This is a genomic window from Streptomyces sp. NPDC002176 (assembly GCF_044903645.1).
GTDB lineage: Bacteria > Actinomycetota > Actinomycetes > Streptomycetales > Streptomycetaceae > Streptomyces.
This window is the reverse complement of sequence record NZ_JBJDQW010000003.1, coordinates 1-14184: the sequence shown is the minus strand read 5'-3', so window position 1 is coordinate 14184 and position 14184 is coordinate 1. Positions and strand designations below refer to the sequence as shown.

The 14184-nt window shown below is 70.2% G+C and carries 14 protein-coding genes; 8 read left to right on the top strand and 6 right to left on the bottom strand.

Translation table 11 applies throughout. The features are described 5' to 3' along the window. The first annotated feature begins 12 nt into the window (after window positions 1-12). On the top strand, window positions 13-531 hold the full coding sequence (locus ACI2LY_RS13830) for a SixA phosphatase family protein (protein ID WP_404707346.1): 519 nt from the start codon (window positions 13-15) through the stop codon (window positions 529-531). Between the two features lie 70 nt (window positions 532-601). Here ACI2LY_RS13830 and serB read toward each other — a convergent pair whose 3' ends face one another. Further along, complete coding sequence (gene serB / locus ACI2LY_RS13825; protein WP_404707345.1) at window positions 602-1825, bottom strand: phosphoserine phosphatase SerB; 1224 nt, start codon at window positions 1823-1825, stop codon at window positions 602-604. Window positions 1826-2074: 249 nt separating this feature from the next. On the opposite strand from serB, the gene ACI2LY_RS13820 reads away from it, so the two are divergent. Next, window positions 2075-4588 (top strand): FHA domain-containing protein, encoded by a 2514-nt coding sequence (locus ACI2LY_RS13820; RefSeq protein WP_404707344.1) that lies wholly within the window; start codon window positions 2075-2077, stop codon window positions 4586-4588. An 88-nt stretch (window positions 4589-4676) separates the two neighbouring features. Here ACI2LY_RS13820 and ACI2LY_RS13815 read toward each other — a convergent pair whose 3' ends face one another. Further along, window positions 4677-5453 (bottom strand): transglycosylase SLT domain-containing protein, encoded by a 777-nt coding sequence (locus ACI2LY_RS13815; protein WP_404707343.1) that lies wholly within the window; start codon window positions 5451-5453, stop codon window positions 4677-4679. A 434-nt stretch (window positions 5454-5887) separates the two neighbouring features. Between ACI2LY_RS13815 and ACI2LY_RS13810 the strand changes: the two genes are divergently transcribed. Both ACI2LY_RS13810 and ACI2LY_RS13805 read left to right on the top strand, forming a co-directional pair. Then, window positions 5888-7033, top strand: a complete 1146-nt coding sequence (locus tag ACI2LY_RS13810) for a GAF domain-containing sensor histidine kinase (RefSeq protein WP_404707342.1) — start codon at window positions 5888-5890, stop codon at window positions 7031-7033. Then, window positions 7026-7667 (top strand): response regulator, encoded by a 642-nt coding sequence (locus ACI2LY_RS13805; RefSeq protein ID WP_404707341.1) that lies wholly within the window; start codon window positions 7026-7028, stop codon window positions 7665-7667. Before ACI2LY_RS13810 ends, ACI2LY_RS13805 begins: the two co-directional genes overlap by 8 nt. A 9-nt stretch (window positions 7668-7676) precedes the next feature. Here ACI2LY_RS13805 and ACI2LY_RS13800 read toward each other — a convergent pair whose 3' ends face one another. Beyond that, window positions 7677-8459: a hypothetical protein gene (locus ACI2LY_RS13800; RefSeq protein WP_404707340.1), complete on the bottom strand. Its 783-nt coding sequence runs from the start codon at window positions 8457-8459 to the stop codon at window positions 7677-7679. Between the two features lie 149 nt (window positions 8460-8608). Here ACI2LY_RS13800 and ACI2LY_RS13795 point away from each other — a divergent pair, with 149 nt between their 5' ends. From ACI2LY_RS13795 to ACI2LY_RS13785, 3 genes are all read left to right on the top strand, one after another. Then, window positions 8609-9400 carry an ABC transporter ATP-binding protein gene (locus tag ACI2LY_RS13795; RefSeq protein WP_388991645.1) on the top strand — a complete coding sequence of 264 codons (792 nt, stop codon included), beginning with the start codon at window positions 8609-8611 and terminating at the stop codon, window positions 9398-9400. A gap of 73 nt (window positions 9401-9473) precedes the next feature. Beyond that, entirely contained in the window at window positions 9474-9905 is a 432-nt protein-coding gene (locus ACI2LY_RS13790) for an NfeD family protein (protein WP_388991643.1), read from the top strand. 131 nt (window positions 9906-10036) lie between these two features. After that, window positions 10037-11002 (top strand): SPFH domain-containing protein, encoded by a 966-nt coding sequence (locus ACI2LY_RS13785; RefSeq protein WP_404707339.1) that lies wholly within the window; start codon window positions 10037-10039, stop codon window positions 11000-11002. Window positions 11003-11087: 85 nt separating this feature from the next. On the opposite strand, the gene ACI2LY_RS13780 is transcribed toward ACI2LY_RS13785, so the two are convergent. The 3 genes from ACI2LY_RS13780 to ACI2LY_RS13770 form a co-directional block, all read right to left on the bottom strand. Next, window positions 11088-11597, bottom strand: a complete 510-nt coding sequence (locus ACI2LY_RS13780; protein WP_393911417.1) for an HNH endonuclease — start codon at window positions 11595-11597, stop codon at window positions 11088-11090. A 144-nt stretch (window positions 11598-11741) separates the two neighbouring features. Further along, window positions 11742-12281 (bottom strand): YbhB/YbcL family Raf kinase inhibitor-like protein, encoded by a 540-nt coding sequence (locus ACI2LY_RS13775; protein ID WP_401639901.1) that lies wholly within the window; start codon window positions 12279-12281, stop codon window positions 11742-11744. Between the two features lie 41 nt (window positions 12282-12322). Beyond that, on the bottom strand, window positions 12323-13105 hold the full coding sequence (locus ACI2LY_RS13770) for a sporulation protein (RefSeq protein WP_404707338.1): 783 nt from the start codon (window positions 13103-13105) through the stop codon (window positions 12323-12325). 101 nt (window positions 13106-13206) lie between these two features. Between ACI2LY_RS13770 and ACI2LY_RS13765 the strand changes: the two genes are divergently transcribed. Beyond that, window positions 13207-13848, top strand: coding sequence for a DNA-3-methyladenine glycosylase (locus tag ACI2LY_RS13765; protein ID WP_404707337.1), 642 nt, complete (start codon window positions 13207-13209; stop codon window positions 13846-13848). The last annotated feature ends 336 nt before the right edge of the window (window positions 13849-14184 follow it).

Sequence of the window (14184 nt, the reverse complement as noted above, 5' to 3'; positions counted from 1 at the left end):
AAGCTGGGTGACATGAGCGTCGCTGAACCCCGCAGGATCGTCCTCTTCCGCCATGCGAAAGCCGACTGGCCCCAGGTTTCCGACCATGAGCGCCCGCTCGCCGACCGGGGCCGCACGGACGCCCCCGTCGCGGGCAGCAGGCTGGGCGACACCGGTATCCCCTTCGATCTGGCCATCTGCTCCACCGCGGTGCGCACCCGCGAGACCTGGAAGCTCGCCGTGCACGAACTGGATCACCGGCCGAAAACCGTCTATGAGGACCGGGTCTACGAAGCCTCGCCCGGCGAGCTGATCGCCGTGCTGAACGAGACCCCGGACGACGCGCGCAGCGTGATCCTCATCGGCCACAACCCCGGTGTGCACCATCTGGCCGAGATCCTCGCCGGGACCGCCGAGGGCGACGCCCGGGAGCGGATGAACCGGCGCGGCTTCCCCACCTCCGCCTTCGCGGTCCTGACCTTCGACGGTGACTGGAAGGACCTGGAGCCGGGCAAGGCGACGCTGGTGGACTACTGGGCGCCCTCCGAGTGACCTGCGCGGACATGCGGCAGGGCCCGGAACCACGACGGCTCCGGGCCCTTTTTCTCTCGTTTCTCCCCGCTCAGTCCTCGTCGTGCGTCTGGGCCGCCTCGACCTCTTCGCGGCTGACGCCCAGCAGATAGAGCACGGTGTCGAGGAAGGGGAAGTTCACCGCCGTGTGCGCGGCCTCGCGGACCACCGGCTTGGCGTTGAAGGCCACGCCCAGACCCGCCGCGTTCAGCATGTCCAGGTCATTGGCGCCGTCACCGATCGCCACCGTCTGCGACAGCGGCACCCCCGCCTCCGCCGCGAACCGGCGCAGCAGCCGCGCCTTGCCCGCGCGGTCCACGACCTCACCGGTGACCCGGCCGGTCAGCTTCCCGTCGACGATCTCCAGCGTGTTGGCGTGCGCGAAGTCCAGCCCCAGCCGTTCCCGCAGCGCGTCCGTGACCTGGGTGAAGCCACCGGAGACCACCCCGACCTGGTAGCCCAGCCGCTTCAGCGTGCGGATCAGCGTCCGCGCGCCCGGCGTCAGCCGGACCTCCTCGCGGACCTTGTCCACCACCGAGGCGTCCAGCCCCTTCAGCAGGGCCACCCGCGCGTGCAGCGACTGCTCGAAGTCCAGCTCCCCGCGCATCGCCGCCTCCGTCACGGCGGCGACCTCGGCCTCACAGCCCGCGTGCGCGGCGAACATCTCGATGACCTCGTCCTGGATCAGGGTCGAGTCCACGTCCATGACCACCAGCCGCTGCGCCCGCCGGTGCAGGCCCGCCGAGACCACGGCGATATCGACTCCGAGCGCCGAGGCACTCGCCGCCAGCGCGGTCCGCAGCGGCGCCGTCTCCACTCCGGACACGGCGAACTCCACCGCCGTCACCGGGTACTTGGCGAGCCGGAAGATACGGTCGATGTTGCCGCCCGCCTTGGCGATCCGCGCCGCGATGGCGGCCGTCGACTCGGCGGTCAGCGGATGCCCGAGCACCGTCACCAGCGAGCGGCCGACACCGCGCGGACGGTTGTCGCCGTGCCCCGAGATGATCTCGGCCTGCATCTTCATCGACTCGGCCCAGCTGTGCACGGTCGACCGGAGATCACCCTCCAGTCCGTCGGCGGGCTGGGTGACCAGCGCGCACAGCACCAGCCTGCCCCGGGTCACGACCTGCTCGATGTCGACCACGTCGACCTGGAAGGCGGCAAGGGTGTCGAACAGCCCGGCCGTGATGCCCGGCCGGTCCTTGCCGAAGATCTTGACAAGAAGAGTGGGGATCTCACCGGTCCGCGAAGCGGCGATCTGCGAAGCGCTCATGGTCCCACCACCGTATCCGGCCCCCACGAACCCCCGCCCGACAGGTCCGCCAACCGGACAGCACCCCGGTCCGTCCCGCTCGCGGTCAATTGGCCCCCTCCGCACCGGTATCCGCCCCTCAACTCCCGTGCGCACACACGCCCGACTACCAGTTGGGGGCCCGCGCCTGGAATAGTTCCCCACGATGTTCGACATCCCTAGACTCCCCGTGTCGGGGGTAATTCGGGGGACAACTCAGTGGGGCATGGAGTGCCGGAACTCGTACTGGAAACAAACGGACAGACCTGGACGCTCGATCCGTCCCGGTCCTACGCCCTCGGACGTGATCCGCAGGGCGACATCGTCTTCGACGACGCCAGGGTGTCCTGGCGACACGCCACGGTCCGTTTCAACGGGCACAGCTGGGTCATCGAGGACCACGGCAGCACCAACGGCACCTTCGTGCGGGGGCACCGCGTCGGACAGACGGAGCTGGGGCCCGGCACCGACGTGCACCTCGGCAACGCGACCGACGGCCCGCGGCTGGCCCTGACCGCGCCCGGCGCCGCGCAGGCCGCGCCGTACGCCGCCCAGTCCGCGGCCTGGGCCCAGGCGACGCAGGCCGTACCGCAGGCCGCGCAGCCGCAGCAGCCCGCGCACCCGCACGGCGCCGAGTGGCAGAGCGGCCCGCAGCAGACCCCCGCCTTCCCGCACCAGCAGGGCGGCGCCCCCGGTACGCCGGAGCAGCCCGCCCACGGCGACCGCAGCCCGACCACGTTCCACCAGTTCGCCCTCGGCCGCGTGATGCGCATCGGCCGTTCGCTGGACAACGACCTCGTCGTCTCCGACCTCCAGGTCTCCCGGCACCACGCCGAGTTCCAGACGACGCCCGAGGGCCGCTTCGAGATCCGCGACCTCGGCTCCCACAACGGCACGTACGTCAACGGCCAGCCGATCGCCAAGGGCGGCACCGCGGTCCTCGGCCCGGACGACATCGTCGGTGTCGGCCACTCGGCGTTCCGGATCGTCGGCGACCGGCTCGAGGAGTTCGTCGACACCGGTGAGGTGTCCTTCTCCGCCCGCCACCTCACCGTCACGGTCGACGGCGGCAAGCAGATCCTGCGGGACGTGTCCTTCGGCGCCCCCGAGAAGTCCCTGATCGCGGTCATCGGCCCGTCCGGCTCCGGCAAGTCCACCCTGCTCAAGGCGCTCACCGGCTACCGCCCCGCCAACGAGGGCGAGGTGCTCTACGACAACCGGAACCTGTACAAGCAGTTCGCCGAGCTGCGCCAGCGCATCGGCCTGGTCCCGCAGGACGACATCCTGCACAAGGAGCTGAGCGTCCGGAAGGCGCTGAAGTACGCGGCCAAGCTGCGCTTCCCCGCCGACACCACGCCCGCCGAGCGCGACGCCCGCATCGACGAGGTGCTGCGCGAGCTGAAGCTCGACATCCACAAGGACAAGAAGATCACGTCGCTCTCCGGCGGCCAGCGCAAGCGCGTCTCGGTCGCCCTGGAGCTGCTGACCAAGCCGTCGCTGATCTTCCTGGACGAGCCGACCTCGGGCCTCGACCCGGGCATGGACCGCGATGTCATGCAGCTGCTGCGCGGCCTCGCCGACGACGGCCGCACGGTCCTGGTCGTCACACACTCCGTCGCCGAGCTGGCCCTGTGCGACAAGCTGCTGGTGATGGCGCCGGGCGGCGCGGTGGCCTACTTCGGCCCGCCGGAGGAGGCGCTGAACTTCTTCGGCTACGACACCTGGGCCGACGTCTTCTCCGCCTTCGAGAACTACCGCGACTACGACTGGGCGGGCCGCTGGAAGGGCTCGCAGCACTACCAGATGTACGCCGCCGACCTCGACGCGGTCGCCGCGCAGTCCGTCACCGCGCCCCCGCCGCAGGCGGTCAAGCCGCCCAAGCCGCAGAGCTGGGGCTCCCAGCTGTTCACGCTGGTCAGACGGTACGTGGCGGTCATCGGCTCCGACCGCGGCTTCCTGGCGCTGACGGTGATCCTCCCGGCCGTGCTCGGCGCGGTCAGCCTGCTGATCGACCACGAGAAGGGGCTGCTGGTCAACCCGGTCAACCCCAGGACCGGCCTGCACGTACCGAACGGCACGGCGACGACCGTCCTGCTGATCCTCGCGGTCGGCGCCTGCTTCGCGGGCGCGGCGAACTCGGTCCGCGAGCTGATCAAGGAGCGGGTGATCTACGAACGGGAGCGCGCGACCGGCCTGTCCCGCTCGGCCTACCTGATGTCGAAGGTGGTCGTCCTGGGCGCCGTCACGGTGCTCCAGGGCCTGATGGTGGGCCTGATCGGCTTCGCCAGCCGGGAGATCCCGGACCGGGGAGTCGTCTTCGGCGGCTCGACGCTGTTCGAGCTGTGCCTGCCGATCATGGCGCTGGGCTTCACTTCGATGATGTTCGGCCTGGTCATCTCGTCGCTGGTGCGGACCGCGGAGAAGACCATGCCGCTGCTGGTGATGTTCGCGATCATCCAGGTCGTGTTCACCGGCTGCCTGTTCACCCTGCACGGCACGCCCGGTGTCAACGAGTTCTCGTACCTGATGCCGTCCCGCTGGGCGGTGGCCGGGGCCGGGGCCACGCTGGACTTCAACGACATCGCGCCGAACAGCGACGACCCGACCAGTACCGACCCGCTGTGGAACCACTCGGCGGCGGCCTGGAGCCTGGACATGGTCGCGTTGATCGCGCTCGGGGTGGCCTGCGGCTTCCTCGTCTCGCGCTTCCTGCGACGGCACGAGCCGGAGGTCATGCGCAAGTAGCGGCGCTCGCTCGGCGACGAGTCACGTGAAGGGCGGCACCCCGTTCGGGTGCCGCCCTTCCGCGTCGTCTCAGAGGTCCGCGCCGACCTCAGTACGCGCTGTTCACGTTGTCGATCGAGCCGTACCGGTGCGCCGCGTAGTTGGCGGCGGCGGTGATGTTGGCGACCGGGTCGTAGATGTCGTGCGAGGTGCCCTTGACGTGGTACGTGGCGAACGTCGGCGGGATCACCTGGAGCAGACCCTTGGACGGGACGCCGTTGATGGCGTTGATGTCCCAGCCGTTGATGGCACGGGGGTTGCCCGAGGACTCACGCATGATGTTCTTGTGCAGCCCGTGGTAGCTGCCCGGGATGCCCTTGGCGTGCATGATGTCGAGCGACTGGCGGATCCAGCCGTCGAGGTTGTTCTTGTAGGTCTTCGCGGAGACCGTCTCCATCTGGGGACGCTTCGCGGACCGGTCGGCGGCCTTCTTGGCGGAGCGCGACTCGGCGGCCTTGCGCTCGGCGGCGGCCTTCTTCTTCGCGGCGTCGGCGGCCTGCTGCTTGGCAGCGGCGTCGGCCTTCTGCTCGGCAGCGGCCTTCTGCTTGGCCTTGATGGCGTCGAGCTTGACCTTGTCGCTCGTCAGCGGGCTGCTGAGCGTGTCGTGCAGGTCGCGGGTCTGGCTCTGCTCGGCGGCCACCTGCTTGGCGGCCACGGCCGGGGTGCCACCGGCCACGGTCGTGGCACCGCCGGGAACGGCGGACAGGGCGATGGCGGCGGCACCGAGGGTGCTGACACCCGCGATGGCGATCTTGTGCTGCTTGTTCAGCGCGGAGAACTTCTCGAGCGGGCGACTGAGACGACGATGCAGGGCGTTCTTGGGCATGGCTTGATGGACCTCTTCGTTTGCGCGGAGGTCGCTCTCGCGTCCGCCGGGGGAATCGGTTCCTCCAGCACGAACGCTGCGGGGTGAACCGCGGCGCTGAGCGACAGGAGCAATTCTTAGCGGCCGCAAAATGCCCTGGCAATGATGTGACGTACGAAGCCGGGTAGTGGATCAGGTCCACGTAAAACAGGACAGATCAGCATATCCGCCCCGTTCATTCGGGGGTGCTCTGTCTCCTATGTCCGTTCGTAAGTGATGTGCGCCCTATGCGAGGGCTCACACCGGTACGGGCCTGATGTTACGCGGGGGTCATCGGGTGCTTCTCTGCGTTAGCAAACCCCCCGGACACCCTCTGTCTGTGCGTGCCCGCCCGCCCGCGCGCGCGTTGTACCTCCTCGTGACGCCCGCCTGCGCCACGCCGGTACCGTGAGGGCATGAGTCAAGGTCCCCGGTCCGGTCTCGCCGCGGTGAGCTCCGCGCTGCTGGCCATGAGCAGACATCTGGAGGTGCGCGACGTCCTCAAGACGATCGTCGCCTCCGCCCGCGAACTGCTCGACGCCCAGTACGCGGCCCTCGGCGTCCCCGACGACCACGGGGGCTTCGCCCAGTTCGTCGTCGACGGCGTCAGCGACGCGCAGTGGAAGGCCATCGGCCCGCTGCCCCGCCAGCACGGCATCCTCGCCGCCATGCTGCGCGAGGGCCGCCCGGTGCGCCTGGGCGACGTACGCGAGGACCCCCGCTTCGAGGGCTGGCCGGACGCCCACCCCGAACTCACCGACTTCCTCGGCCTGCCCATCCGGGACGGGGACGAGATCATCGGCGCCCTCTTCCTCGCCAACAAGAACTGCCCCCGACCACAAGGCGGTTGCGGCTTCACCGAGGAGGACCAGTCGTTGCTCGGCATCCTCGCCCAGCACGCCGCCATCGCCCTCACCAACGCCCGCCTCTACGAACGCAGCCGCGAGCTGACCATCGCGGAGGAACGCTCCCGCCTCGCCCACGAACTCCACGACGCCGTGAGCCAGAAGCTGTTCTCGCTGCGCCTCACCGCCCAGGCCGCCACCGCCCTCGTCGACCGCGACCCCGCCCGCGCCAAGGAAGAACTCCACCAGGTCGCCGCCCTCGCCGCCGAAGCCGTCGACGAACTACGCGCCGCGGTCGTCGAGTTGCGCCCCGCCGCCCTGGACGAGGACGGCCTCCTCGCCACCCTGCGCACCCAGATCCAGGTCCTCGACCGCGCCCACACCGCCCGCGTCACCTTCACCGGCCACGGCCTGCGCGCCCTGCCCGCCGCCCAGGAGGAAGCCCTGCTGCGCGTCGCCCAGGAAGCCCTCCACAACGCCCTGCGCCACTCCGGCGCCGCACACGTCCATGTCGACGTGGAACGACGCGGCCGCGGAGCCCTCCTCCGCGTCACCGACGACGGCCGCGGCTTCGACCCCACCGCCGTCCGCCGCGCCGGACGCCACCTCGGCCTGGTCTCCATGCGGGACCGGGCGAGCGGCGCGGGCGGCACACTCACCGTCGAATCGGCGCCCGGCAAGGGCACGGAGATAGAGATGGAGGTGCCCGGTGGCTGACCCGATCAGGGTGCTGCTCGTCGACGACCACCAGGTCGTCCGCCGCGGCCTGCGCACCTTCCTGGAGGTACAGGACGACATCGAGGTCGTCGGCGAGGCCGCCGACGGCGCCGAGGGAGTCGCCCGCGCCGAGGAACTGAGGCCCGCCGTCGTCCTGATGGACGTCAAGATGCCCGGCACCGACGGCATCGACGCCCTGCGCGGGCTCCGCGAACTCGGCAACCCCGCCCGCGTACTCATCGTCACCAGCTTCACCGAGCGCCGTACCGTCGTCCCGGCCCTGCGCGCGGGCGCCGTCGGATACGTCTACAAGGACGTGGACCCCGACGCCCTCGCCGCCGCCATCCGCTCCGTGCACGCCGGACACATCCTGCTCCAGCCCGAGGTGGCCGACGCCCTCCTCACCCAGGAAGAGGCCAACACGGGCCAGGGGAGAGGAGGCTCACTCACCGAGCGGGAGCGCGAGGTGCTCGGCCTCATCGCCGACGGCCGCTCCAACCGGGAGATAGCCCGCGCCCTCGTCCTCTCCGAGAAGACCGTCAAGACGCACGTCTCCAACATCCTGATGAAACTCGACCTCGCCGACCGCACCCAGGCCGCCCTGTGGGCCGTACGGCACGGCATGACCGACTGAGCCGGGACGTCAGCGCCGCTCCCGCTCCTCCACCACCGAGTTGTACGCCGCTACCCGCGCCCGCCGGGCCGTCCGCTCCACCGGGCGCAACGCCTCGGCGCGCGAGGCCATCTCCGAGGCGCTCACCGCACCCCCGTGCCCCCGCTCCTGAGCCAGCGAGACCAGCAGCCCCACCCGCCCCGCCAGCTCCAACACCCGTGCCGCACGCGGCGGATACCCCGGCGCCAGCACCTCCCCGTCCCGCTCGGCCCGCGCCCGGTACGCGTCGATCGCCGCGGCGGCCACCGGCCCCGAACCGGCCACGTCCAGCCGGGACAGCACTTCGGTGGCCTCCCGCAGCGCCTCCGCCAGCTCCCGTTCCGCCTCACCGAGCGAGGGCACATCGGCGGGCGGCGCCTCCCGTACCGGCAGCACGTGCCACACCACCTCCACGTGCACATCGCCCGCCGGACCCGCCTCCGTGACCTCCGGCACCAGCCCGAAGGCGGCTCCGGTGCAGAGCACCGCCTCCCCGGCGGCCAGCGCCCGCGCGTTGAACTCCGGCGGACCGCTCAGCCCCAGCGGATGCCCCGGCGCGGGCAGCGCCACCCGCAGTCCGCTCACCCCGAGCGCCCGCAGTCGGCCCAGCGCCAACGTGAGCCCCACCACCCCGTTCTCCCCGGGCAGCCCCGCCACCCGGTGCACCGCGTCGTCACCGACAGCGGCCACTACGGCGTCATCCGGCGAGACAAGTCCGGCCAATAGGGCATTTCCCCAAGCGGCGAGGCGTCCTGAACGCGGTTCCGTGAGCATGCCCCCACCCTAAGGACCGGACCGATGGAATGGAGCGGGGCACTCGTGGCGTAGATTTCATATGGGCTGCGCCCATCGGCGCGGCGACCCAGCCACAGGCGTACGCGACAGCCGGGACCGGCCGCAGATCAAGGGGAGACAACGCGCTCATGAGCGATGTTCTGGAGCTTCAGGACGTATCCGTGGTCCGTGAGGGCCGGGCTCTGGTGGACCAGGTCTCCTGGTCGGTCAAGGAGGGTGAGCGCTGGGTCATCCTCGGCCCGAACGGCGCGGGCAAGACCACCCTCCTGAACGTCGCGTCCAGCTACCTCTTCCCCACCAAGGGCACCGCCACCATCCTCGGCGACACCCTCGGCAAGGTCGACGTCTTCGAACTGCGCCCCCGTATCGGCATGGCCGGCATCGCCATGGCCGAGAAGCTCGCCAAGAGCCAGACCGTCCTCCAGACCGTCCTCACCGCCGCCTACGGCATGACCGCGGGCTGGCAGGAGGAGTACGAGGACATCGACGAGCAGCGCGCCCGCGCCTTCCTCGACCGCCTCGGCATGAGCGACTTCCTCGACCGCCGCTTCGGCACCCTCTCCGAGGGCGAGCGCAAGCGCACCCTGATCGCCCGCGCCCTGATGACCGACCCCGAGCTGCTCCTCCTCGACGAGCCCGCCGCCGGACTCGACCTCGGCGGCCGCGAGGACCTCGTCCGCCGCCTCGGCAGGCTCGCCCGCGACCCCATCGCGCCCTCCATGATCATGGTCACCCACCATGTCGAGGAGATCGCCCCCGGCTTCACCCACGTCCTCATGATCCGCCAGGGCAAGGTGCTCGCCGCCGGACCGATCGAGCTGGAACTGACCTCCCGCAACCTCTCCCGCTGCTTCGGCCTCCCCCTCGTCGTCGAGCAGGCGGGCGAGCGCTGGACCGCGCGCGGCCTCCCGCTGGGCTGACCCACTTCTTCCGGCCACCACCGGTCCGTTCGCACCCTGTCGGCGGCCCGGCTCCCGGACCTACCATGACCGGGTGAACGCCATAGACGCCTGGGTGTGGTGGCTCGTGGTCGCCGTGGCCCTCGGAATCCCGCTCGTCGTCACCGCCATGCCCGAGTTCGGCATGCTCGCCGTCGGAGCCCTGGTGGGCGCGGGCGCGGCCGCACTCGGCTTCGGCATCGTCGTGCAGGTCCTCGCCTTCGTGATCGTCTCCGTCGCGCTCATCGCCGTGGTCCGCCCCATCGCGGCCCGCCACGGCAGCCGTCGCCCCCATCTGCCCACCGGGATCGACGCGTTGAAGGGCAAACAGGCCGTCGTCCTCGAACGGGTCGACGGCGCGGGCGGACGCGTCAAGCTCGCCGGGGAGATCTGGTCGGCCCGCGCCCTCGACACCGCCCGCGCCTACGACGTCGGCCAGGAGGTGGACGTCGTGGACATCGAGGGAGCCACCGCGATCGTCATCTGACCTCGCACGACTCAACTGAACCGAACAGCACGCGACTTGCCGGACGGTCTGGCAGACTCGACCGGCAAGATCCTTCACAGCCACGGCAGCCGCCGCGCGCACCGAAGCGGAGAGGGGATACGGGGAACACGATGGAACCGGTCATCATCGTCCTGGTCATTCTGGTGGTGTTGGTCTTCATCGCCCTGATCAAGACCATCCAGGTCATCCCACAGGCCAGCGCGGCCATCGTCGAGCGCTTCGGCCGCTACACCCGCACCCTGAACGCGGGCCTCAACATCGTCGTCCCGTTCATCGACACCATCCGCAACCGCATCGACCTGCGCGAACAGGTCGTGCCGTTCCCGCCCCAGCCGGTGATCACCCAGGACAACCTGGTGGTCAACATCGACACCGTCATCTACTACCAGGTCACCGACGCCCGAGCCGCCACCTACGAGGTCGCCAGCTACATCCAGGCGATCGAGCAGCTCACCGTCACCACGCTGCGCAACATCATCGGCGGCATGGACCTGGAGCGGACCCTGACCTCCCGCGAGGAGATCAACGCGGCCCTGCGCGGCGTCCTCGACGAGGCCACCGGCAAGTGGGGCATCCGCGTCAACCGCGTCGAGCTGAAGGCCATCGAGCCACCCACCTCCATCCAGGACTCGATGGAGAAGCAGATGCGCGCCGACCGCGACAAGCGCGCCGCCATCCTCACCGCCGAAGGCACCCGGCAGGCCGCCATCCTCACCGCCGAGGGCGAGAAGCAGTCCCAGATCCTGCGCGCCGAGGGTGAGGCCAAGGCAGCGGCCCTCCGCGCCGAGGGCGAGGCCCAGGCCGTCCGCACCGTCTTCGAGGCCATCCACGCGGGCGACCCGGACCAGAAGCTGCTCTCCTACCAGTACCTCCAGATGCTCCCGAAGATCGCCGAGGGCGACGCCAACAAGCTCTGGATCGTCCCCAGCGAGATCGGCGATGCCCTCAAGGGCCTCTCCGGCGCCATGGGCAACTTCGGCAACTTCGGCGGGGGCGGGGGCGGCGGCGCCGTACCCCAGCAGACCAAGGGCACGGGCACCGGCACCGACCGCCGCGAGCGGCCGACCATCGACTGAAGCCCACCCGGCCACGACACGGGGCCCGCACTCCCGGCGAGGGAGAGCGGGCCCCACTGTCATGTACGGCACTGTCATGTACGGCCTACGCGGCCGCGGGCGGCGCCAGCCACTCCGGCAGCGCCGCGAAGTCGGCCGACCCCAGCGCCAGCAGCATCGCGTCCGCCGGAGTCGGCTCGAAGGGCTGCCGCAGCAACGGCATCCCCGCCTGCTGCGGCGTCCGGTCGGCCTTGCGGTGATTGTCCTCCGCGCAGGACGCCACCGTGTTCAGCCAGGAGTCCGCACCGCCCTGCGCCCGCGGCACCACATGGTCCACCGTGCTCGCCGCCCGCCCGCAGTACGCGCAGCGGTGCCGGTCCCGCACCAGCACACCCCGCCTCGACCATGGCGCTTGTCTTCGGAACGGCACCCTTACGTATCTGCACAGCCGGATCACCCTCGGCGCGGGCATGTCCACCGCCGTGCCGCGCATCCGCAGCCCGAGGTGCGCCTGCTCCACCACCGCCTTGTCCTGGAGCACCAGCACGACGGCGCGGTTCACCGTCACCGTCGACAGCGGCTCGAAACTCGCGTTCAGGACCAACGTGCCACGCATCCCGCCCACCTCCCGTGCGCCTGTCCGCACCCCCGGCGGACCTGGATCAACTCTGGACGGGCGCGACGAGATGGACAACGAAATAAAAAGCGCCCGCCCCTGATCAATTCCAAGACCAGGGGCGGGCAAACACGGAAGGGGCACTCAGCCGCGCGCGGGAATCTCGTACTCCCCGATGAGCTGGGCACGTGCCAGCGCGTGGAAGCGCAGATTGAAGCCGACGACCGCCGGAGTGGCGTCCGCGCCGACACTCAGCTTGTCCTCGTCCACCGCGTACACCGTGAACACGTAACGGTGCGGACCGTCGTCGGGCGGCGGGGCGGCGCCGACGAACCCCGGGTCGCCGTAGTCGTTGCGCACCTGGACGGCGCCCTCGGGCAGCCCCGCGAAGTCGCCGCTGCCCGCACCCACCGGCAGCTCCGTCACCGACGCCGGGATGTCGAAGACCACCCAGTGCCAGAACCCGCTGCCGGTCGGCGCGTCCGGGTCGAAGCAGGTCACCGCGAAGCTCTTGGTCTCCGGCGGGAAGCCGGACCAGCTCAGCTGCGGAGAGGTGTTCCCCTCCGACTGCACCTGGGCGTCCTTCAGCGTCCCGCCCTCGGTGATGTCCTCGCTCGTCACCGTGAACGACGGCACGGGCGGATGGAAGTCATGGGGGAGCGGCCGCCGCTTGAGCTCGGTCACGTCGATACCTCCTGCTGATCGTTCTCGTTCGTGTTCCGACCCTAGAACCAGTTCCGCTTGCTGCCGACCTCGGACAGCCACTGGTTGAGGTAACCCGCCCAGTCGGTGGCGTGGAAGTCGTGCAGGCCCACCTGGAAGGAGCGGAAGGTGTCCGAGCCCTCGCTGAACAGCCCCGGCCTCTTGTCCATCTCCAGCACGACGTCCATCGCGTTCTCGTCGGCGACGAAGCTGACCTCGACCTGGTTCAGGCCCCGGTACTGCGACGGCGGGTAGAACTCGATCTCCTGGTAGAAGGGCAGCTGCTGCCGGGTGCCCCGGATGTGGCCGCGCTCCATGTCGGCGTTCTTGAAGCGGAAGCCCAGCTGGATGAAGGCGTCCAGCAGCGCCTTCTGCGCGGGCAGCGGGTGCACGCGGATCGGGTCCAGGTCGGAGGAGTCCACCGCGCGGGCGATCTGCAGCTCGGTGGTCACCCCGATGTGCATCCCGCGCAGCTCCTGCCCCTCGATCACCGTGACGGGCGTCTCCCAGGGGATCTCCAGCCCGAACGGCACCGCGTGCACCGCCCCGGCCTGGAGCTCGAAGGCCCCGCCGAGCCGCACCTTGGTGAACTCGACGTCCTGCTTGTACTCCTGGTCGCCGCCCTCCACCTCGACCCTGGCCTGGAGGCCCACGGACAGCCCCTCGATGTTCTGGTTGACCGAGCCGCCCTGGATACGGACCTCGCCCTGGACGACCCCACCGGGCACCACGTTGACCTCGGTCAGCACCGTCTCGACCGACGCGCCCCCGGCCCCCAGGCTCGCGAGCAGCTTCTTGAACGCCATTGACTCTCCCTTTAGGAATGGACCCTCGACCCGTACCAACGCGAACCGGCCGTGACCGGTTCCGCAGGGACGACGACCCGGCTGCACTACCCTCGGAGGGCATGATCACGCCCCCGGACCGTACGCCACTGCCTCGGGAGTTCTTCGACCGTCCCGTACTGGAGGTCGCCCCCGACCTCCTCGGCCGCCTCCTCGTCCGCACCACCCCCGACGGTCCGATAGCCCTGCGCCTCACCGAGGTGGAGGCGTACGACGGCCCGAACGACCCCGGCTCGCACGCCTACCGCGGCCGCACCCCCCGCAACGACGTGATGTTCGGTCCGCCCGGCCATGTGTACGTCTACTTCACCTACGGCATGTGGCACTGCATGAACCTCGTCTGCGGCCCCGAGGGCACGGCGAGCGGTGTCCTGCTCCGCGCGGGCGAGATCGTCGAGGGCGCCGAGCTGGCGCGCGAGCGCAGGCTTTCGGCCCGCAACGACAAGGAACTGGCCAAGGGCCCGGCCCGTCTGGCCACCGCCCTGGACGTCGACCGCTCCCTCGACGGCACCGACGCCTGTACCCCGGCGGACACCCCGATCCGCGTCCTCACGGGCGCCCCCGTCCCGCCCGAGCAGGTACGCAGCGGCCCGCGGACCGGAGTGGCCGGCGACGGGGGAGTCCACCCCTGGCGCTTCTGGGTCGCGGACGACCCCACCGTGAGCCCCTACCGGGCCCATGCACCGAGACGCAGGTCACGTTGACGCGCCCTTGCGGGATGCGTAATGTAGCCCGAGTCGCTTGAACCGGGTACGGCAATCGCCTGCAGCCGGAAGCGGCCACCCACTACCTACGACTTCCCCTGGCGGGGATGATTTCGGCGTGCCCGCACGTCCGAATTCGACTCCGCGGGACTCGATTATGAGTCGCAGCGGAGATCGACTAACGTAGTGAATGTCGAAAGGCCGAACGGCGAAAGCCGAAAAGCCCAAGGCAATCCCCTCCGACTGGGAATCAGACGCCGAAAGGATCTGATAGAGTCGGAACCGCCGGAAAGGGAAACGCGAAAGCGAAGAACTGGAAAGCACCGAGGAAATCGG

Excerpts from the sequence above, each read along its gene's own strand:
- ACI2LY_RS13830 (WP_404707346.1), top strand. The coding sequence starts at position 13 with ATGAGCGTCGCTGAACCCCGCAGGATCGTCCTCTTCCGCCATGCGAAA.
- serB (WP_404707345.1), bottom strand. The coding sequence starts at position 1,825 with ATGAGCGCTTCGCAGATCGCCGCTTCGCGGACCGGTGAGATCCCCACT.
- ACI2LY_RS13815 (WP_404707343.1), bottom strand. The coding sequence starts at position 5,453 with ATGCCCAAGAACGCCCTGCATCGTCGTCTCAGTCGCCCGCTCGAGAAG.
- ACI2LY_RS13810 (WP_404707342.1), top strand. The coding sequence starts at position 5,888 with ATGAGTCAAGGTCCCCGGTCCGGTCTCGCCGCGGTGAGCTCCGCGCTG.
- ACI2LY_RS13800 (WP_404707340.1), bottom strand. The coding sequence starts at position 8,459 with ATGCTCACGGAACCGCGTTCAGGACGCCTCGCCGCTTGGGGAAATGCC.
- ACI2LY_RS13795 (WP_388991645.1), top strand. The coding sequence starts at position 8,609 with ATGAGCGATGTTCTGGAGCTTCAGGACGTATCCGTGGTCCGTGAGGGC.
- ACI2LY_RS13785 (WP_404707339.1), top strand. The coding sequence starts at position 10,037 with ATGGAACCGGTCATCATCGTCCTGGTCATTCTGGTGGTGTTGGTCTTC.
- ACI2LY_RS13780 (WP_393911417.1), bottom strand. The coding sequence starts at position 11,597 with ATGCGTGGCACGTTGGTCCTGAACGCGAGTTTCGAGCCGCTGTCGACG.
- ACI2LY_RS13770 (WP_404707338.1), bottom strand. The coding sequence starts at position 13,105 with ATGGCGTTCAAGAAGCTGCTCGCGAGCCTGGGGGCCGGGGGCGCGTCG.
- ACI2LY_RS13765 (WP_404707337.1), top strand. The coding sequence starts at position 13,207 with ATGATCACGCCCCCGGACCGTACGCCACTGCCTCGGGAGTTCTTCGAC.